Source organism: Arthrobacter sp. NPDC056886 (genome assembly GCF_042788715.1).
Classification (GTDB): domain Bacteria; phylum Actinomycetota; class Actinomycetes; order Actinomycetales; family Micrococcaceae; genus Arthrobacter.
This window is the reverse complement of record NZ_JBHUBT010000002.1, coordinates 383,536-407,127: the sequence shown is the minus strand read 5'-3', so window position 1 is coordinate 407,127 and position 23,592 is coordinate 383,536. Positions and strand designations below refer to the sequence as shown.

The 23,592-nt window shown below is 68.9% G+C and carries 18 protein-coding genes; 11 read left to right on the top strand and 7 right to left on the bottom strand.

What is annotated here, in order from left to right:
* Window positions 1–1,212, bottom strand: coding sequence for an aminotransferase class I/II-fold pyridoxal phosphate-dependent enzyme (locus ACFRJ8_RS05040; protein ID WP_377985058.1), 1,212 nt, complete (start codon window positions 1,210–1,212; stop codon window positions 1–3).
* A gap of 48 nt (window positions 1,213–1,260) precedes the next feature.
* Here ACFRJ8_RS05040 and coaD point away from each other — a divergent pair, with 48 nt between their 5' ends.
* The 5 genes from coaD (at window position 1,261) to mutM (ending at window position 4,462) form a co-directional block, all read left to right on the top strand.
* A complete protein-coding gene (gene coaD / locus ACFRJ8_RS05035; protein ID WP_277523428.1) occupies window positions 1,261–1,761 on the top strand; it encodes a pantetheine-phosphate adenylyltransferase in 501 nt (166 codons plus the stop codon).
* Between the two features lie 175 nt (window positions 1,762–1,936).
* Window positions 1,937–2,461 carry a YceD family protein gene (locus ACFRJ8_RS05030; RefSeq protein ID WP_377985057.1) on the top strand — a complete coding sequence of 175 codons (525 nt, stop codon included), beginning with the start codon at window positions 1,937–1,939 and terminating at the stop codon, window positions 2,459–2,461.
* A gap of 36 nt (window positions 2,462–2,497) precedes the next feature.
* A complete protein-coding gene (gene rpmF / locus ACFRJ8_RS05025) occupies window positions 2,498–2,701 on the top strand; it encodes a 50S ribosomal protein L32 (RefSeq protein ID WP_056738282.1) in 204 nt (67 codons plus the stop codon).
* Window positions 2,702–2,722: 21 nt separating this feature from the next.
* On the top strand, window positions 2,723–3,445 hold the full coding sequence (rnc, locus tag ACFRJ8_RS05020) for a ribonuclease III (protein ID WP_377985056.1): 723 nt from the start codon (window positions 2,723–2,725) through the stop codon (window positions 3,443–3,445).
* 9 nt (window positions 3,446–3,454) lie between these two features.
* Window positions 3,455–4,462 (top strand): bifunctional DNA-formamidopyrimidine glycosylase/DNA-(apurinic or apyrimidinic site) lyase, encoded by a 1,008-nt coding sequence (gene mutM, locus ACFRJ8_RS05015; protein ID WP_377985055.1) that lies wholly within the window; start codon window positions 3,455–3,457, stop codon window positions 4,460–4,462.
* Here mutM and ACFRJ8_RS05010 read toward each other — a convergent pair.
* Genes ACFRJ8_RS05010 through ACFRJ8_RS05000 form a run of 3 tightly spaced genes read right to left on the bottom strand, consistent with a single transcriptional unit; the run spans window position 4,398 to window position 9,117 of the window.
* Window positions 4,398–5,435 carry an NAD-dependent epimerase/dehydratase family protein gene (locus ACFRJ8_RS05010; RefSeq protein WP_377985054.1) on the bottom strand — a complete coding sequence of 346 codons (1,038 nt, stop codon included), beginning with the start codon at window positions 5,433–5,435 and terminating at the stop codon, window positions 4,398–4,400. The two genes, mutM and ACFRJ8_RS05010, sit on opposite strands and share 65 nt — an antisense overlap.
* Window positions 5,432–8,101 (bottom strand): alpha/beta fold hydrolase, encoded by a 2,670-nt coding sequence (locus tag ACFRJ8_RS05005; protein ID WP_377985053.1) that lies wholly within the window; start codon window positions 8,099–8,101, stop codon window positions 5,432–5,434. Before ACFRJ8_RS05005 ends, ACFRJ8_RS05010 begins: the two co-directional genes overlap by 4 nt.
* Window positions 8,095–9,117 (bottom strand): 3-oxoacyl-ACP synthase III, encoded by a 1,023-nt coding sequence (locus ACFRJ8_RS05000; RefSeq protein WP_377985052.1) that lies wholly within the window; start codon window positions 9,115–9,117, stop codon window positions 8,095–8,097. Before ACFRJ8_RS05000 ends, ACFRJ8_RS05005 begins: the two co-directional genes overlap by 7 nt.
* Before the next feature lie 267 nt (window positions 9,118–9,384).
* Here ACFRJ8_RS05000 and smc point away from each other — a divergent pair, with 267 nt between their 5' ends.
* Entirely contained in the window at window positions 9,385–13,044 is a 3,660-nt protein-coding gene (gene smc, locus ACFRJ8_RS04995) for a chromosome segregation protein SMC (RefSeq protein ID WP_377985051.1), read from the top strand.
* A gap of 86 nt (window positions 13,045–13,130) precedes the next feature.
* A complete protein-coding gene (gene ftsY, locus ACFRJ8_RS04990; protein WP_377985050.1) occupies window positions 13,131–14,339 on the top strand; it encodes a signal recognition particle-docking protein FtsY in 1,209 nt (402 codons plus the stop codon).
* A 98-nt stretch (window positions 14,340–14,437) separates the two neighbouring features.
* Here ftsY and ACFRJ8_RS04985 read toward each other — a convergent pair whose 3' ends face one another.
* Together ACFRJ8_RS04985 and ACFRJ8_RS04980 are read right to left on the bottom strand one after the other, a co-directional pair.
* Window positions 14,438–16,141 carry a hypothetical protein gene (locus ACFRJ8_RS04985; RefSeq protein ID WP_377985049.1) on the bottom strand — a complete coding sequence of 568 codons (1,704 nt, stop codon included), beginning with the start codon at window positions 16,139–16,141 and terminating at the stop codon, window positions 14,438–14,440.
* Between the two features lie 138 nt (window positions 16,142–16,279).
* Entirely contained in the window at window positions 16,280–17,530 is a 1,251-nt protein-coding gene (locus tag ACFRJ8_RS04980; protein WP_377985048.1) for an MFS transporter, read from the bottom strand.
* A gap of 248 nt (window positions 17,531–17,778) precedes the next feature.
* Here ACFRJ8_RS04980 and ACFRJ8_RS04975 point away from each other — a divergent pair, with 248 nt between their 5' ends.
* Both ACFRJ8_RS04975 and ACFRJ8_RS04970 read left to right on the top strand, forming a co-directional pair.
* Window positions 17,779–19,146 (top strand): ammonium transporter, encoded by a 1,368-nt coding sequence (locus ACFRJ8_RS04975; RefSeq protein WP_377985047.1) that lies wholly within the window; start codon window positions 17,779–17,781, stop codon window positions 19,144–19,146.
* A complete protein-coding gene (locus tag ACFRJ8_RS04970; RefSeq protein ID WP_028276847.1) occupies window positions 19,143–19,481 on the top strand; it encodes a P-II family nitrogen regulator in 339 nt (112 codons plus the stop codon). The genes ACFRJ8_RS04975 and ACFRJ8_RS04970 overlap by 4 nt, the downstream gene beginning before the upstream one ends.
* A 172-nt stretch (window positions 19,482–19,653) precedes the next feature.
* On the opposite strand, the gene ACFRJ8_RS04965 is transcribed toward ACFRJ8_RS04970, so the two are convergent.
* A complete protein-coding gene (locus tag ACFRJ8_RS04965) occupies window positions 19,654–21,042 on the bottom strand; it encodes a glucose-6-phosphate dehydrogenase (protein WP_377985046.1) in 1,389 nt (462 codons plus the stop codon).
* Window positions 21,043–21,194: 152 nt separating this feature from the next.
* On the opposite strand from ACFRJ8_RS04965, the gene ffh reads away from it, so the two are divergent.
* Both ffh and ACFRJ8_RS04955 read left to right on the top strand, forming a co-directional pair.
* Complete coding sequence (gene ffh, locus ACFRJ8_RS04960; RefSeq protein ID WP_377985045.1) at window positions 21,195–22,784, top strand: signal recognition particle protein; 1,590 nt, start codon at window positions 21,195–21,197, stop codon at window positions 22,782–22,784.
* A gap of 70 nt (window positions 22,785–22,854) precedes the next feature.
* Window positions 22,855–23,589: an alpha/beta fold hydrolase gene (locus tag ACFRJ8_RS04955; RefSeq protein ID WP_377985044.1), complete on the top strand. Its 735-nt coding sequence runs from the start codon at window positions 22,855–22,857 to the stop codon at window positions 23,587–23,589.
* The last annotated feature ends 3 nt before the right edge of the window (window positions 23,590–23,592 follow it).

Below are 23,592 nucleotides of genomic sequence, written 5' to 3'. Positions count from 1 at the left end.
TCACAGCCTGTCGCGCAAGGTCGCCAGCCGCTCGGCGGCCTCCTCAAGGACGTGCAGCTGCTTGCAGAAAGCGAAGCGGAGCAGGCTGCGGGTGCGCTCGGCGCCGTCGGGGTGGCAGAACACAGGGACCGGGATCGCGGCGACGCCCACCAGCGCCGGGAGCCTGCGGGCCAGCTCCACGGAATCGGTGATCCCCAGCGGAGAGGTGTCCACGTTCACGAAGTAGGTGCCCTGCGGTGTCAGGACGTCGAGGCCGGCCGCGCGGAGTCCCTCGCTAAGGACGTCGCGCTTGTACCGGAGCGTGTCGGCGATGCCGGCGTAGAACTCGTCCGGGAGGCCCAGCCCCACCGCTATCGCGGCCTGGAAGGGCGTGCCGGAACTGTAGCTCAGGAACTGCTTGACCGTCCGGGCGGCGGCCACGAGATACTCCGGTCCGGAGAGCCAGCCGATCTTCCAGCCGGTGAAGGAGAACGTCTTGCCGGCCGAGGAAATGGTCAGCGTGCGCTCGGCCGCGCCGGGCAGGGTGGCCAGCGGGATGTGCTGCACGCCGAAGGTCAGGTGCTCGTACACCTCGTCGGTGATGATGACGGCGTCGTATTTTTCGGCGAGTTCGACGACGCGCGCAAGCACCTCGCGGGGGAACACCGCGCCGGTCGGGTTGTGCGGATTGTTGATCAGCACCACCTTGGTGCGGTTGCTGAACGCGGCCTCGAGCGCCGCCAGGTCCGGCATGAAATCCGGGGCTAGGAGCGGGGCCGTGACGTGGGTGGCGCCGGCGAGCCCGATGATGGCGCCGTAGGAGTCGTAGAACGGCTCAAACGTGAGCACCTCATCGCCCGGACCGACCAGCGCGAGCAGCGAGGCGGCGATGGCCTCCGTGGCGCCGGTGGTGACGATGATCTCGGTCTGGGGATCGGGGGTCAGCCCGTAGAACCGTTCCTGGTGGACTGCGATCGCCTCCCGGAGGGGCAGGATGCCCTTGCCGGGCGCATACTGGTTGGCTCCGGCGGCGATGGCGGCCTCGGCGGCCTCCTTGATCTCGACGGGGCCGTCCTCGTCCGGGAAGCCCTGGCCGAGGTTGATGGCGCCCGTGCTGAGCGCCAGGGTGGTCATCTCCTCGAAGATCGTGACGCCCAGTGAACCGTCGGGGGAGAGTAAGTTGGCGCCTGTTGCGGCGCGCTGCCACGGGAACTGGGGAGGGAGCTGGGACATTCAGCCATGTTATCCCGGCCCGCGGCGCGGATACGGTAGGTTCGGAGCATGAGACGCGCTGTTTGCCCTGGCTCCTTTGACCCCATTCACAATGGACACCTTGAAGTCATTGCGCGCGCCGCGGGCCTCTTCGACGAGGTGATCGTGGCCGTGTCAACGAACTACGCCAAGAAGTACCGCTTCAGCGTTGAGGAGCGGATCGACATGGCCAAGGAAACGTTCGCGTCCTTGCGCGGCATCGTGGTGGAACCCGTGGGGGAGGGGCTCCTGGCCGAGTACTGCAGGCAGCGCGGTGTGTCCGCGATCGTCAAGGGCCTGCGCTCGTCCTCGGATTTCGACTACGAGCTGCCGATGGCCACGATGAACCGGCAGCTGACCGGCGTCGAGACGGTGTTCCTGCCGGCGGAAAGCCACTACCTGCACCTTTCCTCCACCCTCATCAAGGAGGTCTTCGCCCTGGGCGGGGACGTCTCCGACTTTGTTCCCCGCTCCGTGCTCAAAAGGCTGGCTCCGGGCGAGCCGGTCCAGAACCGGGCACGCAAAGTGTAAGCTTGACCGGTACTCGGCGGCCTGCTGCCGGTTGCGTGGCCCAAATCCAAGGCCGCTTTGTGGTGTGAACCGCAGGCGTGCCTCCAGTTTGAGTCCGTCCGGAAGTTCAGGCTAAGATAGTACGTCGGTCATATGTTCAACAGGAGTTCTCATTAAACGAGATGCTAGTTCGCCCTTGGCGTTCGACGTCAAGGACCTCGGACGCAGTCCGGGAAGCATGCGAACGCTGAAGGAACATGTACCCGCGCCAAGTGATCTTGGCGTGGCACTCATTGGCGTGCAGGAAGGCTCGGATGTCGAGCTGGATCTGCGGCTTGAGGCCGTACACGAAGGAATTTTGGTATCAGGAACCGCGCTCGTTGAAGTAACTGGCGAATGCGGCCGATGCCTGGATCCCCTTGCGTATGACCAAGAGGTCGATGTGCAAGAACTTTTCTTCTACGAGGACGCTGTGTTCTCCGACGAGGAAGACGAAGAAGAGCAACGTCGAGTCGAGCACGATCTGATCGATCTTGAGCCGGTGTTGCGGGACGCAGTTGTCACCATACTGCCGTTCCAGCCGGTGTGCCGGGAAGACTGCCAGGGCCTTTGTTCCGAATGTGGAGCACGCCTGGAAGACGAGCCGGGGCATCACCACGAGGTCGTAGATCCTCGCTGGGCCGCCCTGGCTGACTTGGCTAAGCCTGACCGGCAAAACTGATTTGTAAGTGTTTTTCTAGAGAGAAATGAGTTAGCCGTGGCTGTCCCGAAGCGGAAAATGTCTCGCTCGAATACCCGCGCCCGCCGCTCCCAGTGGAAGGCAACTGCCCCCCACCTGGTGAAGACCGTAGAGAACGGCCAGGTTGTTTACAGCCTGCCGCACCAGGCAAAGGTCGTTACCGACTCGGCTGGCACCGCGCTGTTCCTTGAATACAAGGGCCGCAAGGTCGCAGACGTCTAATCCGCCAACAGGCTGAAAAAGATGTCTTCAACTGAAGAGCTTCTGAAGCGTCTCGGTGTCACTATTGACGCCGGGACGCTTCGTCTTGCGCTCACACACCGTTCCTACGCCTACGAAAACGGCGGCATTCCCACCAACGAACGGCTCGAGTTCCTGGGCGACTCCATCCTGGGCTTCTCCGTGACGGACGCGCTGTACCGCGATAACCCCACGCTGCCCGAGGGCGATCTGGCCAAGCGCCGTTCCGCCGTCGTCAGCACCCGGGCCCTGGCCGGCATCGGCCGCAGCATCGGGCTGGGCGAATACATCTACCTCGGACAGGGCGAGAAGCTCACCGAAGGCAAGAACAAGGCTTCCATCCTGGCGGACACCATGGAGGCGCTGATCGGCGCCACCTACCTCTCGAACGACATCGAGACGGCCCGTCAGCTGGTCATGCGGCTGGTCGGCCCGCTGTTGAAGGACGCTGCCGCCCTCGGCGCCGGCACCGACTGGAAGACGTCCATCCAGGAGCTGGCGGCCAGCCGGCAGCTCGGAACCATCAACTACGCAGTTGACGGCTCCGGACCGGACCACGCCCGGACGTTCGAGGCCGTGCTGCGGATCGGTGGCACCGACTACGGCACCGGCAGCGGCAACTCCAAGAAAGAAGCGGAGCAGGAAGCCGCCGCCGACGCCTGGCGCCGGCTGACCGCCCCGTCCGCGCCTGACCCGCAGCAGCTGCACCCCCAGACCGGCAGCTAGGCGGCCGCGTTGCCTGAACTGCCCGAGGTTGAGGTGGTCCGGCGCGGCCTGGTGAGCTGGGTGCGGGGCCGGACCATCACCTCCGTCGATGTGCTGGACCCGCGGTCCCTGCGCCGGCATGCCCTGGGCCCGGAAGACTTTGCCGGCAACCTTGAGGGCGCCCGGGTGCTGGACGTGGTCCGCCGCGGCAAATTCCTCTGGATGCCGCTGGCGGACACGCCCGCCCCGTCCGGGAATGGTGACACGCCCGGAAATGGTGACACCTCCGGAGACCCCCGCCCGGCCGCAGAGCCGGCCCCCGCCGTCGCACTCATGGCCCACCTGGGCATGTCCGGTCAGCTGCTGATGCAGGATTCCGGCGTTCCGGACGAAAAACACCTCAAGATCAGGCTGCGGCTCAGCCCCGCCGACGGCATGCCCGAGCAGCTCCGGTTCGTGGACCAGCGCATCTTCGGCGGCCTGTTCCTCACGTCGCTGATCCCCACTGACGACGGCGGGCCCGGCGGCCTGGCCGAAACACCGCTGCCGCTCATCGCCGAGGAAGCCTCGCACATTGCCCGGGACCCGCTGGACCCCTGGTTCTCCTTCGACGCCTTCTACCGGCGGCTGCGGGCACGGAAAACCGGGCTCAAAAGGGCGCTGCTGGACCAGGGCCTGGTCTCCGGGATCGGCAACATCTACGCTGACGAAGCCCTGTGGGCGGCGCAGCTGCACTATGCCCGGCCCACCGACACCCTGCGCCGCGCCGACGCGCTGCGGCTCCTCGACGCCGCGCGGGAGGTCATGACGAATGCGCTGGCCGCCGGCGGCACCAGCTTCGATTCGCTGTACGTCAACGTCAACGGAGCCTCCGGCTACTTCGACCGTTCCCTGAACGCCTACGGCCGGGAGGGCCAGGAATGCAAACGCTGCGCCGCCGCGGGCCGGGTCAGCCTGATGAAGCGGGAACAGTTCATGAACCGTTCCTCGTACACCTGTCCCGTCTGCCAGCCCCGGCCCCGGAACGGCCGCTGGTAGGGGCAGCCCGGGCGTAGTGCCCGGACAGCCTCGCCAGGCCCTCGTCAAGCGACACGGCGGGAGTCCAGTCGAGGAGTTCCCGGGTCTCGCGCTGGTCGAACCAGTGGGCGGTGGAGAGCTGCTCGGCGAGGAACCTGGTCATCGGCGGCTCCCCAGCCCGGCCGGACCGGGACCAAACCTTCTCCACCACCGATCCTGCCGCACGCGCGAGGCCGCCCGGCACCGCCCACGAGGGCGCAGGGACGCCGCCCGCGGCGCAAATGCCCGCCAGCAGCTCGCCGACAGGGCGGGGTTCGCCGTTGCTGACCACCAGCGCCCGGCCGTGGATGTGCTCCATGCGGTGCAGCGCGGCGACGATGGCCGCAGCGGCGTTGTCCACGTAGGTAGTGTCGATCAGGGCCGCACCGGCGTCGAGCAGCGGCAGGCGGCCGCGGCTGGCACGTTCCAGCACCCGTTCCACTAGTTGCGTGTCGCCGGGGCCCCAGACGATGTGCGGGCGCACCGCCGCGACCCGGAAGTCCGCCGAGTCCGCGGCCAGCGCCAGCAGTTCGGCCTCGGCCTTGGTGCGGGAGTAGTCGCCGTGCGCGCGGACCGGGTCCGCCGGCTCGGCGCCCAGCCCGGCGATGGCGGTCCCGGAGTTGGCCACGGAGGGGGAGGAGACGAACACCAGGTCCCGCACGCCGGCCTCGCGTGCGGCCCGGAGCAGGCGGCGCGTGCCTTCGACATTCACCTCGTCGAACTCCGCCGCGCGGCCGGTGAAAGAGACCTTCGCGGCCAGGTGGATGACGCCCTCGGCGCCGTCGACGGCCCGGCGGACGGCGTCCTCGTCCGCGACGGACCCGGCGAGGTCCGCGGCGCCGTCGACGCCGGAGGGACGGCGCTGGAACGTGGTGACGGCGTGGCCCTGCCGCACCAGCAGCCGGGCCACTTCCCGGCCGAGCAGGCCGCTCGCGCCTGTGACGAGGACTTTCACGGCGTGCCCGGACGGCCGCCGGCCAGCACCTTTGACGCCCACCTGGACAGGCGGGTCCTGTCGATCTTGGCGTTGTGGCGGATGTCGGTCGGCTGGGAGGGGACGGCGAGCACGGCGGAGACGCTGACGCCTGCCGCACGGGCGGCGTCGCGAACGCGGCCGGCCAGCTGCGGCGCGGCGGGGCCGGCCCGGCGGACCGGCGGAACGGTTTCGATCACGGCGACGACGGCCTGGGTTCCGGACGGGCCGACCCCGACGACGGCGGCCATTCCGACGTCGTCCAGGCGTTCGATGGCCTGCTCGGCGCCCACGGGCGTCACCACAGCACCCGGGGCGGTCACGACGTGTGCGAGGCGTCCTTCCACCCAGAGCCGGCCGGCGGCGTCGAGGTGCCCGACGTCTCCGGTGCGGTGCCATCCGGCCGTGCGGACGCTCTCACGCTGGGTCAGCCAGAGCCTGTCGTAGGCGTCCTTCACATGCGGGGCGCTGACGAGGATCTCGCCGGTGACGCCCGCCTCCGTGACTGCGTCCGTGACCGAGCCGGTCCCGGGCGCGGTGCCGTCCGCGGCGAGCGGGATGACGGCCACACAGGCGCCATGCACCGGCCAGCCCACGCACACGCCGTTGCCGGCCCCCGCCACGGTTCCGGCGGCAGCGTCGGCCCCGGCGGAACGGATCTGTTCGAGGCTGATATCGGTGACGGGCAGCGCCTCGGTCATCCCGTATGGGGTGTGCAGCGAGGCCCGGGGCAGCAGCCGCTGCACCTCGGCGAGGAGGGGTTCGGGGACGGGCGCGCCGGCGGAGAGCAGCAGTTCCACCCGCCCCAGGGCCTGGTGCCCGGCCCAGCTCAGGCCGGCCTGGGTCGCAAGGACGTTGCGCAGCGCCGCGGGTGAGGCGAAAATCACCGTGGCGTCGATGACCGCGGCGGCGGCCGCCAGCGCGCTGGCCGTCAGGGTGCGGGGCCTGGTGACGTCCATGGCGGGCGTCACCGAGACGGCTCCGAGCGCCGGTCCCAGCAGCGCAAACGGCGCGAAGCCCGCCACCAGGCGTGCGCCCGGGCGGATCCCCAGCGTCGCGGCCACTGTGTCCCGCATCGCGGCCAGCTGCCGGTGCGTGTAGAGCACGCCCTTGGCAGGGCCAGTGGAGCCGGAGGTGAAGAGCACGGCGGCGGGGGCATCCGGGTCCGGAACCAGGGCCGGATCCCGGCACGGGAGCTCCGGGCTGGCTCCGCGGCGGCGGAGGGCGGCGAGGGAGGTTTCGACGGCGAGGAGGCGGCGGCGGGCGGCCGGCAGGTCCCGGACACTGATGCGCCGTCCCGGCCAGCCGAGTACCGAGGCAGCCGCCAGCGCCTTGTCGATTCCGATGAGGAAGTCCGGGGTGGCGCCCTTCACGGCGCGGCTCAGGCCGCGGGTGCCCAGGCCCGCGTCGGCCACGACCACCACCGCGCCGAGCCGCAGGCAGGCATAGAGGACCACGGTCAAATCCACGCCCGGCGGAATCATCAGACTCACCCGGCTGCCATGCCGTACACCGGCTTCCCGCAGGCCCGCGGCGAGGGCGACGATATTCTGTTCCAGCTCCCGCCAGCTGAGCGAGCGGGCGACGCTGCCGTCAACTGCCATTTCCGCGACGGCGGTATCCCCGGCTGCGGGTCCCGCCGCCAGTGCGGTGAGCGGCGCCCAAAGCGGCGGGACCCCGGTGCCGGGCTCCAGGGGACCGGCCGCGGCTTCGCTGTCCCGGCCGCACTCGGCAAGCCACTCGAAGACGGGAGCGGCGATGTCCCGGTCTTCCGCGACCAGGTGGCCGGCACCCTCGAAGCGGTGAACTTTCGCGTCCGGCAGCCGGCTGATGAGGTCCTTGAGGTACCGGTCGGAAAAGATCGGATCCCGCGGGCCCCAAAGCATCAGGGCCGGAACTCCCAACCCGCGCACCCCTTCCGCGACGCGGCTGAGCGTCGGGAAGCTGGGATGGGACGGATCGGCGGGGATGTCCGCGACAAAGTTCCCCACGCCGGCGCGGCGGTCGGCGCCGCGGTAGGGGGCCATGAAGGCGCTGCGGACATCCGCGGCGAGCGGCGGGTGGGCCAGAGAATGCGTCACGCGCAGGAAGGTGTCCGACGTCGTCGTTCCCCAGCGGTGCACGGCGGGGTGCAGGGCAAGCCGCAGCGCCGGCGGGATGCGGGAGGCGGAGGGCTGGTGGACGGCGGTATTGGTCAGCACCACCCCGGCGAGCTGCTGCGGATGTGCCACGGCCCAGCCGAGGCTGATCACGCCGCCCCAGTCGTGGCCGACGGTGACCACCGGCCCATCCAGTCCGAGCGCGGCGGTGAGGTCGCCGAGGTCGTTGATCCGGTCCTCCAGGCGCCGGAACGTGCCGGTGCGCTCGGAGAAGCCCATGTCCAGCTGGTCCACCGCCACCACGCGCCACGGATGGGCGGGGTCGGATCCGGCGCCCAGCAGGGTCCGCCACAGGTAGGACCACGTCGGGTTGCCGTGCACGCAGAGCAGGGTGCCGGCAGGAGTCAGGCCGCGGCGCGCGAGCTGGGCACCGTTGTCGAGCAGGTGCCAGCGGCGCACGCTTCCGGGCCCGTCCACGGCGGAGGTGGACGCCACATCGATTTCGCGCGACCACTCGGGGTCGACGCCGGGCCAGTCGGCGGTTACCAAACGATTTCCACCATGGCGGTGTTCAGGCCGGAACCGACGCCCATGCACAGCACGCGGTCCCCGGCGGCGAGAGTCTGCGCCTCGGCCGCGAGGGTCATGGGGAGGGAGGCGGGGCCCACATTTCCCCAGTGCGGGAATGTGATGGGCACCTTGTCCGGGTCCAGGTCAATGGCGTCGATGATGGCCTGGGTATACGCATTGCTCACCTGGTGCGTGACGTAGCGGTCCATCGAGCCCCAGTCCCACTCCGGCTGGGCCTCGTGCCAGGCGTCCACCACAAGCTGCAGGCCGCCGTCGAGCAGGCCCTTGGTGTCGGTGGCCATGCCGTCGATGCCGCCCACGCACAGTTCATGGTGTTCGGTGCCGGCACGCATCACGCCGCCGAGGATGCGGTGGGCCCCTGAGTGCTGGTCCGCCGGGCCCAGGACGGCCGCAGCGGCCCCGGAGCCGAGGGTCAATGTGGCGAACTCGCGGTTGAAGTCCTCCCGGGTGGTCTCGGGCCGCTGCAGCCGGGCCAGGGTGGCCTCCTGCGTTGCCTGGGCATCCTCACCGTTGACGATCATCGCGTACTTGATCTGGCCGGAGTCGATCATGTTGCCCGCCAGCGTCATGCCGTTGACGAATCCGAGACAGGCGTTGGCCAGATCAAAGTTCATGGCCGACGAAGGCAGGCTGAGTCCGTGATGGATCTTCACCGCGACTGACGGTTCGAGGTTGCGCCGGGTCACGGACGTGTTGATGAGCAGGCCAATCTCGGACGCTTCGACGCCGGACTCGGCCAGGGCCTTTGCGCCCGCCTCGATGGCGGCGTCGTCGAACGATGTCCCGGGCGCCCACCAGCGCCGGTGCGTGATGCCTGCCACCCGTTCGAGCAGCTTCGGGGGGACCCTCAGCCGCCGCAGGGTCGAAGCCAGCCTGCGGTCGAAATCCATGGAACTCACGATTGTCGGAGCTTCGACGCTGCTCACCGAGAGTAAGGCGGTGTTGCTGTGCCGGAATGTTGCGTTGCCTACCAAAATCAAGCCCCTGTTCACGTCTGTCCTGCGCTCCGGCGGTTCACCGCACCCTCGAGCGCAAGCCCAAGAGCTTAACTATGCCCGGTGGAGGTCAGTTCCTGCATATTCTGCGGCAAAAGCCGCGGCTTTGCACGGGTTCTGCACGGACTTGTCGCAACACCGCAGTAGATTGGAAGTATCCGGGGCCGTCCCGAACACCCGCGTCCGTCCGAATCACGCTTGCGCGAACAGCGGGCCCAGCCCGCCGACCAGGAGAACCGAAGCACCTTGCACCTCAAAAGTCTGACCGTCCGGGGATTCAAGTCGTTCGCCTCAGCGACGACCTTTGAATTCGAGCCAGGCGTCACCGCCGTGGTGGGCCCCAACGGTTCGGGCAAATCCAACGTCGTGGACGCGCTCGCCTGGGTCATGGGCGAACAGGGAGCCAAGACCCTCCGCGGCGGCAAGATGGAGGACGTGATCTTCGCGGGCACCTCGGGCCGGCCGCCGCTGGGGCGGGCCCACGTCTCGCTGACGATCGACAACAGCGACGGCGCCCTGCCGATCGAATACAGCGAGGTCACGATCTCGCGGACCCTGTTCCGGACCGGCGGCTCGGAATACGCCATCAACGGCGCGGGCTGCCGGCTGCTCGATATCCAGGAGCTGCTCTCCGATTCGGGTCTCGGCCGCGAGATGCACGTGATTGTGGGCCAGGGCCAGCTGGACAAGGTCCTGCACGCCACCCCCGAGGACCGGCGCGGCTTCATCGAAGAGGCCGCCGGCATTCTCAAACACCGCCGCCGCAAGGAAAAGACGGTCCGCAAACTCGAGGCCATGCAGGCCAACCTGTCCCGGCTCAGCGATCTCACCGGCGAAATCCGGCGGCAATTGACCCCGCTGGGCAAGCAGGCGGAAGTGGCCCGGCGTGCCCAGAGCGTCCAGTTCGAGGTCCGCGACGCCCGCTCACGCCTCCTGGCCGATGACCTCGTACAGCTGCAGTCCGCGCTGGCGCAGGACGTCGCGGATGAATCGGCGCTCAAGGCCCGCCGCGGCGTCGTCGAACGCGACCTCGAGGCTGGACGGCAGCGCCAGGCGGTCCTCGAACGGCTCGCCGCCGAGGCCACGCCCGCGTTGAATGCCGCGCGGGAAAACTGGTACTCGCTCTCCACCGGGCGCGAACGGCTCCGTTCCCTCGGCTCACTCGCGGAGGAGCGCCGCCGGCTGCTCGGCGCCGCCGACGCGGTTCCGGACACCGGCCGGGATCCGGACCAGCTGGAGCAGCAGGCCGCCCGCGTCCGCGACGAGCAGACCGGTCTGGAACGGCAGATCCTGGACCAGACGGAGGCCCTGGGCGCCGCGACAGCAGCCAAACAAGATGCCGAACAGGCCGCCGCCGCCGAGGACAAGCGGCTGGCGGCCCTGCTCCGGGCCGCCGCGGACCGGCGCGAAGGCCTGGCAAAGCTGGCCGGGCAGGTCGGCGCGGCACGGTCCCGCGTCGAGTCGGCCCAGTCTGAGCTGGGACGCCTCCGCGAATCGCAAAAGGCCGGCGAGGAACGCCGCCGGCATGCGCACAGTGAGTTTACGGCCCTGGAGACGCAGGTGGCAGGCGTCGAGGACGGCGAGGAATCGCTCGACGCCGATTACGAGGCCGCAAGCGTTGACCTCGACGCGGTCATGGCCGAAATTGACGCACTGAAGGCGGCCGAGCGTGAGGGTGAGCGGGAACGCGGAGCCCTTGTGGCCCGCCGCGATGCCCTCCAGCTCGGCCTGAACCGCAAAGACGGCTCCGGGCACGTGCTTGGCGCGGCCGCCGGGAAGCTGGCGGCCGGGGTCCTGGGCTCCCTGGCGTTCATGATCACCGTGGAGACCGGATTCGAGGCCGCCGTCGCCGCCGCACTCGGCACTGCGTCCGACGCCGTGGTGGTCCGGGACCCGGAGACGGCCGCCGCCGCCGTGCGGCTGCTGCGCGAGGACGACGCCGGCCGCGCCGCGCTGCTGCTCGCCGACGTCCCGGCCGGAACTCCCTTGGCCGATGCGCCGTTGGATACCGAAACGCCGGTGGATACCCTGTTGGCCGATGCGCTAGCCGGCGGGAGCACGCTTCCAGCGGACGCTCGGTGGGCCGCGGAGCTGGTTTCGGCTGCGGATCCGGACGCGCCCGGCCTGCCGCTGGCCGCCTTGCTGGCGGGCGTCGCCGTGGTCGAGGACCTGGATGCCGCGGCGCAGCTGATCGCAGCCCGCCCCGAGCTCACCGCCGTGACCCGGGCCGGGGACGTCTTTACCGCGCTGACCGTGACCGGCGGATCCGCGTCGGCGCCGTCGCTGCTGGAAGTCCAGGCCGCCGTCGACGACGCCGCCGCGAAGCTGGCCGCCGTCACCGCCGGGCTCGAACGCAACCGCTTCGCCCTTGCCACCGCCCGGGCCCGGCGCACCGAGGCTCAGGACCGGGCGGACGCCGCCCTCGCGAAACTCCACGACTCCGACGCGAAACTCGCCGCCGTCGCCGAACGCCTGGGCCACCTGAACGCGGTGCTGCGCAGCGCCGTGGGGGAGAGTGAGCGCCTGGCCACCTCCCTTGCCAGGGCCGAGGCCCAGATTGTCAGCGAACAGGACGCCCTGGCAGCGGTGACGGCACGGCTCGCCGCGGCCACCCAAGCCCCCGAGGAGCAGGAACCCTCCCCGGAGCACCGCGATGCCCTGGCCCTGGCCGCCTCGCTGGCCCGCACGGCAGAAATGGAGGCCAGGCTCGCCCTGCGCAGCGCCGAGGAACAGCTCACGGCCACCCGCAACCGGGCGGCCTCGCTGGAACGGGCCGCCGCTACCGAACGCCGCGCCCGCGAGGAAGCCGCCGAACGGGCCCGCCGCCGCCGGCTCCAAGCCGGGCGAGCCGCGGCCGTCGCCGTCGCCGTACAGCAGATCATCGGATTCATCGACGTGTCTGTGGAGCTGTCCCGCCGGGAGCGGGACCGCGCCGAGGAACGCAAGGAGTCTATGGACCAGGAGCTTGCCGGGGTCCGCAGCGGCAACGACGCCCTGGCCCGCGAACTGGCCGAGCTCACCGACTCCGTGCACCGCGACGAGCTCGCCCGCACGCAGCAGCGGCTGCGGATCGAGGCCCTGGAACTCAAAAGCGTGGAGGAGCTCGGGCTGACCGCCGAGCAACTCGTGGCCGACTACGGTCCGGACCGGCCCGTCCCCGTCCCGGCCGACGACTCGGCGGACAAATGGGCCGCCCTGCGCGCCCCGGTGGACGAGGACGGCCGCGAGATTTCCGAGGGCAAGCCCTTCGTCCGGGCCGAGCAGGAAAAACGGCTCAAACGCGCCGAACGCGACCTCGCGGCCCTTGGCAAGGTCAACCCGCTGGCGCTGGAGGAGTTCGCCGCACTCGAGGAGCGCCACCAGTTCCTCAGCACCCAGCTCGAAGACCTGAAGTCCAGCCGCAAGGACCTGCTGGACATCATCAAGGAAGTCGACGACCGCGTCCAGAAGGTCTTCGCCGAGGCATTCGATGACACCTCCCGGCAGTTTGTCCGCGTCTTCGCCCGGCTGTTCCCCGGCGGCGAAGGCCGGCTGGTCCTGACCGACCCCTCCGACATGCTCACCACCGGGATCGAGGTGGAAGCCCGACCGGCCGGCAAGAAAATCAAGCGGCTCTCGCTGCTCTCCGGCGGCGAGCGTTCCCTGACGGCGGTGGCGCTGCTGGTGGCCATCTTCAAGGCACGGCCCTCGCCCTTCTACGTCATGGACGAGGTCGAGGCCGCACTCGATGACACCAACCTGGGCCGGCTCATCACCATCTTCGAAGAGCTCCGCGAATCCAGCCAGCTGATCGTCATCACGCACCAGAAGCGCACCATGGAAGTCGCCGACGCCCTCTACGGCGTCACAATGCGCGGCGACGGCGTGTCCACGGTGATCAGCCAGCGGCTAGGCGCGGACGTCTAGGCAGTGGAGATCTAGCCAGCGCGGACGTCTAGGCGGAATGAAAACGCTGGCCACGGCCCATTTGGGGTTTGTGAGAAGCTAGGGGAGTGAACGACATCCTCCCCATTATTCTGCCCATTCTCGCTGTTCTGGTGGTCATCGGTGTGCTGATCCCGGTGCTCATGAAGACCCGGAAGAGCACCAAGACCTATTCCGGCACGCGTGACGCAAACGACCCCGTGCAGGGCCCGGGAGCCGGGACCCTTGTGGAGGACCGCCCCGCGGCGGCGGCGCCGGCAGGGACGTCGCCGGACGCCGTCGAGCTCGAAGAACCAACGGTCGAGGTGCCGGACAACGCAGCCGGCCTGGAAACCGTGCCGGTGGAAACCCCGCTGCCGGTGGCCGGCCGCCTTGTCCGGCTGCGGGAGCGGCTGGTCAAGTCCAACAATGTCCTGGGCAAGGGCCTCCTGGCCCTGCTCTCGGCGGACAAGATCGATGAAAACGTCTGGGACGAGGTCGAGGAAACCCTCCTGCTGGCCGACCTCGGCACCGAGCCGACCATGCAGCTCGTGGACGCGCTCCGCGAACGCGTCAAGGTGATCGGCACGCGGGACCCTGAACACGTCAAGGCCCTGCTGCGCGAGGAACTCATCAAGCTCGTGGACCCCACCATGGACCGGAGCCTGAACATCGAGCGCCATGCCGACAAGCCCGCGGTCATGATGGTGGTCGGCGTCAACGGCGTCGGCAAGACCACCACCGTCGGCAAGCTGGCCCGCGTGCTCGTGGCCGAGGACAAGGACGTGCTGCTGGGCGCTGCGGACACCTTCCGCGCCGCCGCCTCCGAGCAGCTGGCCACGTGGGGCCAGCGCGTCGGCGTGCCCACGGTGAAGTCGGACATCGCCGGTGCAGACCCGGCCTCCGTGGCTTACGAGGCCGTCAAGGCCGGCATCGACCAGGAAGTCGACGTCGTCATGATCGACACCGCGGGGCGCCTGCAGAACAAAGTGGGCCTCATGGACGAGCTCAGCAAGGTCAAGCGGGTCATCGAAAAGCTTGCCGAGGTGGACGAGGTGCTGCTGGTCCTGGACGCAACCACCGGCCAGAACGGACTCAACCAGGCCCGGGTGTTCTCCGAGGTCGTGAACATCACCGGGATTGTCCTGACCAAGCTGGACGGCACTGCCAAGGGCGGGATCGTCGTGGCCATCCAGAAGTCCCTCGGCGTCCCGGTCAAGCTGATCGGCCTGGGCGAAGGCGCCGATGACCTCGCGCCGTTCGACGCCGAAGCCTTCGTGGATGCGCTGCTGAATTAGCGCACCGCAACAAAAAAGAGTGCCCCGGTCCTGTGGACCGGGGCACTCTTTGTTGCCGCCGCGTTGTTCCCGCCGCGGCCGGCTAGTACGTCAGGGTGCTAGTACTTGAAGTTCAGCACCGTCACTGTTCCGGCGGTCAGCTTGAACTGCTGGGTCTGGGACTTGTACGCGAAGCCGGGCACCGTGGCGCGCTTGGCGACGGGCGGGGGCTCGGTCTTGGCGCCGTCGATGACAGTCTGGTTCTCGGCCGAGTAGCTGGGGCCGCTGAGCTGGGTCATGGTCCCGGTGACGGGCTTGCCTGGGAGGTCCAGGGTGACGTCGGTCTGCGCGGCCTTTTGGGGGTCGTTTTCATTGATGATCACCACGCTGGTGCTCCCGTCCGCGTTCTTCAGCGCGTAGCTGAAGGCCAGGCCGCCTCCGGAGCTGTTCAGTTTCATGAACTTGCCGGCCTCGAGCTCGGCCACCATGGACAGGCCGAAGAAGTTGGCCCGGCCGGACATCTGGCCGTTGCCGAACGGGTAGGCGCCGGCGCTGCAGATGGCGGACAGGGGCGGGCCGCCCTTGCACGTCAGCAACGAGCTGTGGTAGCTGATGCGGGTGATGCCCAGCTGGGCGGCGGTGAGGGCATAGTCTGCCGCCCACAGCGCGGATGCGTGGGTACGGGAGGTTTCGTTGGAACCGGGGCACGCTGAGATCCCGGTTTCCGGAATCCAGGTTTCCAGGCCCGCGGCATGACCCACCGCGAGGGCCGCCTTCTGGTACTCGATGGCGCGGTCGTGCATCTGCCGGCTCATTGCGTTTGCCATCGTGGGCGAATCCTGGGGCAAGCGGCCGTCACAGTTGGAGAGCGGGTAGTGATGGAACGTCAGGATCTTCTTCTGCGGGAGGTCCGCATCAACGAAGGGCTGCCACCACTTCGAGTCAAAGGCGCCCGGTCCGGAGATGGGAACGTTGGGCGCCACGGCATAGATTGCGGTCGCGTAGTCCTTCAGTTCCCGAATGTACTGCTCCAGGCTGTAGCCGTCGGTCTTCACGTCGTTGAAGACGAATCCGTTGGGCTCGTTGCCCACGGTGATGCTGAGCAGCCGGTTACCGAGGATCTGCGAGGCATTCTTGGCCATGTCCGCGGCCCGGGCCGGGTTGTAGTGGCCCAAGTCCACCGTGAGGGTGACGTTCGCATTGCCGGCCTCCAGAAGAGTCTTCAGCCGGGTCAGGTCTGCCGGTCCTACGGCCTTGACCGGGTGGGTCTTGTCGCCCTTGTAATCGGCTGGGACGGCCTCGCCCGTGGACGTCCAGAAGAAGCGCCGGTCCACGGCGTTGCCGCCGAAACGCAGGACCGGCTGGTCCATCTCCTTGAGCAGCTTCACCATCGACGCGTTATCGCTGCTGAGGTCGGGATCGGCCAGGTCCGTGGCCTCCAGGGAGATCCCCATTGCGCCCTTGTTCAGCGAGGTGCCAACGAGGTCGTTGGAGACACCGAGCTTCAGGGGCTCAACCTTCTCCAGCGGTGACCCGGCCGGCGGGCCCGCCTGTTTGTAATAGGTGACCTTCGGTCCCACCTCGGCCGGGGCGAGCGCCGTAGGCGATGACGACTGCGCGGTCTCGGAAGCGGCAGGCGGGGCGGGTGTCGGGCTTCCGAGGGCCAGGGGAACCACCACTGCCGCTGCCGCTGCCACGGCGACGAATCCGGCGCCGGCGAGGATCCGTGTGCGCTTCCTTTTCCCCGCGCTCGCTCCCGCGCTGGCGGGTTGGGCGGGGTCGGGGCTATCGGCTTTCCCGGGGGAAGAGTCGAATCTGGCCATGGGGAATTACCTCCGGGAGTTTGTTACACGTGCCCCCAGCTTAGCCAAGGAGGGCGGCCGCCGCAGACCCGAAGGGATCTGGACCCGGCTCTGGACAGAATTGCCCGCCAGGCGGACCGGTGGCGGCACCGCCGCAGGTCAGGCGCTCTTCGCGGCGGGGCGGCCGAACGTTTCGCGGGCCGGCAGCCAGACGGCGGCGGCCGCCAGCAGCATGCCGCCCGTGACGCCGAAGGCCCAGCCGTAGCCCAGGCGGTCCGCCAGGAGCCCGGCCACCACGGGTCCGACGATCGCCCCGCTGTCCGAGGCCATCTGGAAGACGGCCAGGACGCGGCCACCGGAGCGCTCGTTGCCGATCACGTCGGCGATGGCGGCCTGCTGGGCCGGTCCGAGCAGGCCGGAGCCGATCCCGGCGCAAGCGGAGGCGAACAGGAACCACGGCAGCTGGTGGGTGAACCCGATGGCCGCCGTGGCCGTGCCGGTGACCAGCAGCCCGGCCAGCAGGAGCGGCTTGCGGCCCAGAGTGTCGGCGAGCCGCCCGGAGAACGTCAGCGCCACCGCGTTTCCGCCCGCAAAGACCGCCAGGGCCCAGCCGGCCGATTCCGGCCCCGCGCCGAGCGCCACGACGGCGAAGAGCGGCACCGTGGCCATCCGCACGCCGAAGGTGGCCCAGCCGTTGGCAAAGCTCGAAAACAGGCCGGCCCGGTAGGCGCTGTCCCGCAGCGCGTCCTTCAGTTCCATCGCCGGGGCTGTGGCGCCGGGCTGCCGGGAGGCGGCCGGGACATGGCTGAGCTGGGTCTGCACCACGAGGGCGGCCAGCACCAGGGCGGCCGCGTAGGCAAGGAACGGCACCCGCAGGCCGAAGTTGGCGAGCAGCCCGCCGACAATAGGGCCGCAGACGTTGCCGATCAGGAAGGCGGAGGCATAGGCCCCGGAAACCCGGCCGCGGCTTTCCGGCGGCGCGAGCCGGACCACGAGCGCCATGGACGCCACCGTGAACATCACCGAACCCGCCCCGCCCAGGCCGCGGAACACCAGCAACTGCCAGTAGTTCTGGGCGAAGGCGCACGCCGCCGTCGACGCGGCCACGATCAGCAGCCCGGCCACGTAGACGGGCCGTTCGCCCAGTTTCACGATCAGGGCGCCGCCGGCCGGGGCGAAGACAAGGCGCATGAACGCGAAGATACTCACGATCACGGCGGCCGCCGTGGCGCCGACGTCGAACGTGGTGGCGAACTGGGGAAGCACCGGGGCCACAAGACCAAACCCGATCGCGATCAGGAAGGCCGCCACCAGCATCACCTTGATGTCCCGGGGCAGCCGGGAACGCCCCGGGGCCCGGGAGGGAACCTGGGCTGCGGCGTCGCCGGCGGGGCGGGAGGTGTTGGTCATGATGCGTTCGTCCTTGGGCAGATGCGGGGCCGGCTGGCGGCGGCTCGTCAAGCGCGGAATTAATCCGATGAAACATAACCGTAACAAGTGTGAGACGCACCATTTACGTCCGGGAGGTTCTTGTAACAACCCGGCAATGTAAATCCTCCGCCAGCGAAACACGGCCCCGCGAAACTCGATGTAGAACGCAAATAATGCGTTGGGACCGGCGGACTACTCCGCACCTATTGCAAGAGAGGACGTAGACCATGGAACTCACCGCAGGTCTCGTTTGGCTCCTGGTCGCCGCGGCACTCGTGCTGTTCATGACCCCGGGCCTGGCATTCTTCTACGGCGGCATGACCCGCGCCAAGTCGGCTTTGAACATGATGATGATGAGCTTCGTCGCCATTGGAACCGTGAGCATCATGTGGGTCCTGTGGGGCGCCTCGATGGCGACGAGCAACGAAGACAACTTCTTCCAGATCTTCGCCAACCCGTTCAGCCACTTCGGCCTCCACGGCTTCACCGAACCGGCTGATCTGCTCAAGGTCGGCTACGCGGCCACCTTCGCCATCATCACGGTGGCCCTGATCTCCGGCGCAGTCGCGGACCGCGCCAAGTTCTCCGCCTGGGTGGTCTTCACCCCCGTCTGGGCCACCCTCGTCTACGCGCCGATGGCCTTCATGGTCTGGGGCGGCGGGCTCTTCTCCGCCAGCGGCTGGTTCGGCCAGACGTTCGCGCCGGTCATCGACTTCGCCGGCGGCACCGTGGTCCACATCAACGCTGGCGTCGCCGGCCTGATCCTGGTCCTGATCATCGGTAACCGCAAGGGCTTCGGCAAGGACCCGAACCACCGCCCGCACAACATTCCGTTCGTCATGCTCGGCGCCGCAATCCTGTGGTTCGGCTGGTTCGGCTTCAACGCCGGTGCCGCGGCCACTGTGGAGCAGGCCGGTCTGATCTGGATCAACACCCTGGCCGCCCCGGCCGCCGCCATGCTCGGCTGGCTCGCCGTGGAACGCTTCCGCGACGGCCACCCGACCTCCCTTGGTGCCGCCTCCGGCGTGGTGGCCGGCCTGGTCGCCATCACCCCGGCCTGCGCCAACGTCTCTCCGCTGGGCGCGATCGCCCTCGGCGTCGCTGCCGGTGTGGCCTCCGCGCTCGCCGTCGGCCTGAAGTTCAAGTTCGGCTACGACGACTCGCTCGACGTCGTCGGCGTCCACCTCGTCTCCGGTGTTGTCGGCACCGTGGCGATCGGCTTCCTGGCCACCCCGACCCAGGGCACCGCTGGCCTGTTCTACGGCGGCGGCACCACGCAGCTGGTGGCCCAGACCCTCGCGGCATTGATGGCCATCGTCTTCACCGCCGTAATGACGTTCATCATCGCCTTCCCGATCCACAAGCTCATGGGCTTCCGGGTCTCCCAGGAACAGGAAGTCGTCGGTGTGGACCTGAGCCTGCACGCAGAGACCGCCTACGAGTTCGGCGTCGGCGGGCACGGCGGCAGCTTCCAGCCGCTGCACGAACTGATCACCGGCAAGCCGATGGGCGAAGAGGAACTCTCCGAGGTTCCGGTGGACGCCGCGTCCAACGGCAAGCAGAACGCAACGGGTAAGGAAAGTGTGGGGGCATGAAACTGATCACGGCAATCGTCCGACCGGAAAAGCTTGAGGCTATTCGCGAAGGCCTGGAAGCCTACGGCGTGCAGGGCCTCACGGTCAGCGCAGCCAGCGGCTACGGCCGGCAGCGGGGCTACACCGAGGTGTACCGCGGGGCCGAGTACAACGTGGACCTCCTGCCCAAGATCCGGGTAGAAGTCCTGGCCACCGACGAGCAGGCGGACGACATCCTGGATGTCATCATCGCGAGTTCGAACACCGGCCGCGCCGGGGACGGCAAGGTCTGGACGATGGATGTATTCGAGGCTGTCAGGGTCCGCACCGGAGAGCGCGGTTCGGCAGCGATCTAGCTGCTCCCCGCTCCACTCCCAGAACGGGAGACTGACACAGATACAGATACAGCGGCGCTGACACAGCGGGCCGGATGCCCCACAAGGCATCCGGCCCGCTTTGTGGTCTGGTGCTACGTCTGGTTTTGCGCCCTGCTGCTGCGCCCTGCTGCGCCCTGCTGCTGCGCCGGTGCTACGCCGGCCAGCCCTCCGGCCCCGGGGTCCCGGCCGGATATTCCTCCAGCGGGACATGTCCGGCGGTCCAGGACTTCAGCACAGGCGCCAGGATGCGCCAGCAGTCCTCGGCGGTGTCTGCCCGCACCGAGAGCAGCGGATCGCCGGCCAGGACGCCCTCCAGCACTTCACCGTAGGGGAGGAGCTCGGAAGCGCTCAGCTCGGCCTGCAGCGTGGCCCGGTCCAGGCTCAGGACATCGCCAGGGCCGTTCACGTCGACGTCGAACTGCAGCGTGTCCGGGCCAAAACCGATCCGCAACTGGTTAGGGGCGTCCACACCGGTGAACCCCTTCGGCAGGTGCGGCACCGGCCGGAAGGTCACCACGGCCTCCTTGCGTTTTGTGTCCAGCGCCTTGCCCGAGCGCAGGATGAACGGCACGCCCTGCCAGCGCCAGTTGTCGATCTCCACCTGCACCTCGGCGAGGGTCTCCGTGCCCCTGGCGGCGTCCACGCCGTCTTCCTTGGCGTAGTCCGGGACGTTCCGGCCGTTGATGGAACCGGCGGTGTACCGTGCCCGGCGGGTGTTCTGGCGGTACGGGGCCTTGACACTGCTGGCCCGCAGCACCGTGGCCACGGCATCGCGGAGGTCCCGTTCGTTCACGGAGGCCGGCGGCTCAATGGCCAGGAGGGCCATGATCTGCAATAGGTGGCTCTGGATCATGTCGCGGAGGGCACCGGCGCCGTCGTAATAGCGGGCGCGGCCTTCCAGGGCGAGGTCCTCGTCGAAAATGATCTCGACCTTTTCGATGTGCTGCCGGTTCCACACCGGCTCCAGGAACGTGTTCGCGAACCGCAGGCCAAGGATGTTCAGAACGGTTGCCTTGCCGAGGAAGTGGTCCACCCGGTGGATGTGGTCCTCCGGGACCAGCGCCGCCAGTGTCTTGTTCAGGTGCTGTGCGGACTGCTCGTCCGAGCCGAACGGCTTCTCCATGACCAGCCGGGTGCCGGCGGGCACGTCCTCTGGCGCCAGGGCCTCGCACGCGAGCTGGCTGACGTGCGGCGGCAGGGCGAAGTAGACGGCTACGGGGCCTTCCAGCTGCGCGAGCAGCCCGGCGAGCTGGCCCTTGGCCGTGACATCGAGCTGGTGGTAGATGCTCTCCTGGCGGATCCGTTTGAGTTCCCCCTTGCCGTGCGCATCGGCTTGGGAATTCTCGTCCGCGAAGGACTCCTCGATCCGGCCCAGCCACTGCTCCGGCGTCCAGGGATCCGATCCCGCCCCGGCCAGGGTGAGGCCGTCGGCGCGGCCCCGGGCCACCAGGCGGGCCAGCCCCGGCAACAGGAGCCTGCCCGTAAGATCGCCGGAAGCACCAAGGATGAGCAGGGTTTTTACAGTTGTTTGGCTGGTCACCTAAGCCAGCATGCCATCTTGAAGGCGCATCTTGGTACCCTAGATAGTCGAGTCCTGTTGTCGAGGCGGTTCGCTCAGGCGAACACCAGTCGCGACGCTGGCGTGCCGCACCGGCCGCCACCTGTAGATCCACTGAAAGAAGTGCACGGCGCGTGTTCAATTCACTCTCTGACCGGTTGACAGCAACCTTCAAGAATCTGCGTGGCAAAGGCCGCCTGACCGAGGCGGACGTTGACGCCACAGTCCGCGAGATCCGGCGTGCCCTCCTGGACGCCGATGTAGCCGTGCCCGTGGTCCGGGAGTTCACCGGCCGCGTGCGCGAGCGTGCCCTCGGCGCCGAAGTCTCCGGCGCGCTGAACCCGAGCCAGCAGATCGTGAAGATCGTCAACGAGGAACTTGTAGAGATCCTCGGCGGCGAGACCCGCCGGATCCGCCTCGCCAAGACCGGACCCACCATCATCATGCTGGCCGGCCTGCAGGGCGCCGGTAAGACCACCCTGGCCGGCAAGCTCTCCAAGTGGCTCAAGGCCCAGGGCCACAGCCCCATGCTGGTGGCCTGCGACCTCCAGCGCCCCAACGCCGTCACCCAGCTGCAGGTGGTCGGCCAGCGCGCCGGCGTGCCCGTGTTCGCCCCGCACCCGGGCGCCACGTCCACCGAGCTGGACCACCCTGCCGGGGACCCGGTCGCCGTCGCCCGTGCCGGCGTCGAGGAAGCCAAGCGCACCCTTCACGACGTCGTGATCGTGGACACCGCCGGCCGTCTCGGCATCGACGCCGAGATGATGGAGCAGGCGCGCCAGATCCGCCGCGCGATCGTCCCGAACGAAGTCCTGTACGTGATCGACTCCATGATCGGCCAGGACGCCGTCAACACGGCCATGGCGTTCGATGAGGGCGTCAACTTCACCGGCATCGTGCTCTCCAAGCTCGACGGCGACGCCCGCGGCGGTGCCGCGCTCTCCGTCACGTCGGTGACCGGCAAGCCGGTCATGTTCGCGTCCACCGGCGAAGGCCTGGACGACTTCGAGCTCTTCCACCCGGACCGCATGGCCTCGCGCATCCTGGACATGGGTGACGTCCTCACCCTGATCGAGCAGGCCGAGAAGTCCTGGGACAAGGATGAAGCCGCCCGGATGGCGAAGAAGTTCGCCGACCAGGAAGACTTCACCCTGGATGACTTCCTCGCCCAGATGCAGCAGATCCGCAACATGGGCTCCATGAAGAAAATGCTCATGATGATGCCGGGTGCGCAGAACATCCGCCAGCAGCTGGAACAGTTCGACGAGCGCGAGATCGACCGCGTCGAGGCCATTGTCCGGTCGATGACCCCGCACGAGCGCGTAGCCCCGAAGATCATCAACGGCTCCCGCCGGGCCCGCATTGCCCGCGGTTCCGGCGTGCACGTCTCCGAGGTCAACGGCCTGCTGGAGCGCTTTGCCCAGGCTCAGAAGATGATGAAGAAGATGGCCGCCGGCGGCGGAATGCCCGGCATGCCGGGGATGCCCGGCATGGGCGGCGGGGGCGGTGCCCGGAAGGGAGCCAAGTCCGCGCCCAAGAAGAAGGCCCGCTCCGGCAATCCGGCCAAGGCTGCGCAGGAACTGCGCGACGCCGAGGCCCGGCGGGCCGCCGGCCCCAAGCCGCTGCCCACCGGAGCGTCGTTCGGCCAGCAGGGCGGCGACTTCGATCCATCCCAGCTGAACCTGCCCAAGGGCTTCGACAAGTTCCTCGGCGGCAGCAAATAGCCGCACCTGCCGGGGGCCGCCGGGACTGTGTCGCGGCGGCAACAGCACCGAAGTGCCATAGGGTTAGACAATGTTCAAGCAGCGCGTAGTCTTCGTCCACGGGGATGGCAGCTTCGGTGCCGCCGCGTGGCCAAAGCAGCACGGCATGGCGCTGGACTACGACGCCCTGTTCCTGCGGCGGCACGGGTTTGACGCCGTCGCGGAACCGCTCGAATCCAACTTCGCCGCCGACGCCGCAATCGTGCTCGCGTCGCTGGCGGACGACGGCCGCGGCGAGGCCGGCGGCCACGTGGTGGCCCATTCGCAGGGCGCCATCGCCGCGATGATGGCCGCCGTCGAACGTCCCGACCTCGTCCAGTCGCTGACCCTGGTGGAACCGGCCTGCCTGTCCTTGACCGCGGAGCTCCCGGCCACCGCCGCGCACCGGGCGCTCATGCAGCCGCTCTTCGACGTCCGGCACAACCTCAGCGACGACGACTTCCAGCGGGAGTTCATCCGCCGCGCGTTTGCGGCGGACGCCCCCGGGGCCACGACGCCGGAGGCCCTCCGGGCTGCGCGCCGGCTCCGCCTGCAGGCGCCGCCGTGGGAGGCCCCGCTGCAGATCGTGCCGGGCGTGCCGACGCTGGTCCTGACCGGGGGCTGGGAACCGCTGTATGAGGAAATCGCCGGCTACCTGCGCGAGACCGGTGCCCTGCACCGCACGGCGCCGGGAGGGCACCGGCCCCAGGATTCAACCGAGGGGGACCGGGCCATCCGCTCGTACATCGCCGAGGTCAGCCGCCACCAGCACGCCCGGGCGTCCTAGAAG

Bases quoted from the DNA above. Each gene is read 5' to 3' on its own strand.
- ACFRJ8_RS04970 (WP_028276847.1), top strand. From the start codon at position 19,143: ATGAAACTGATCACGGCAATCGTCCGACCGGAAAAGCTTGAGGCTATT.
- ACFRJ8_RS04985 (WP_377985049.1), bottom strand. From the start codon at position 16,141: ATGGCCAGATTCGACTCTTCCCCCGGGAAAGCCGATAGCCCCGACCCC.
- ACFRJ8_RS04955 (WP_377985044.1), top strand. From the start codon at position 22,855: ATGTTCAAGCAGCGCGTAGTCTTCGTCCACGGGGATGGCAGCTTCGGT.
- coaD (WP_277523428.1), top strand. From the start codon at position 1,261: ATGAGACGCGCTGTTTGCCCTGGCTCCTTTGACCCCATTCACAATGGA.
- ACFRJ8_RS05040 (WP_377985058.1), bottom strand. From the start codon at position 1,212: ATGTCCCAGCTCCCTCCCCAGTTCCCGTGGCAGCGCGCCGCAACAGGC.
- ACFRJ8_RS04980 (WP_377985048.1), bottom strand. From the start codon at position 17,530: ATGACCAACACCTCCCGCCCCGCCGGCGACGCCGCAGCCCAGGTTCCC.
- ACFRJ8_RS04975 (WP_377985047.1), top strand. From the start codon at position 17,779: ATGGAACTCACCGCAGGTCTCGTTTGGCTCCTGGTCGCCGCGGCACTC.
- rnc (WP_377985056.1), top strand. From the start codon at position 2,723: ATGTCTTCAACTGAAGAGCTTCTGAAGCGTCTCGGTGTCACTATTGAC.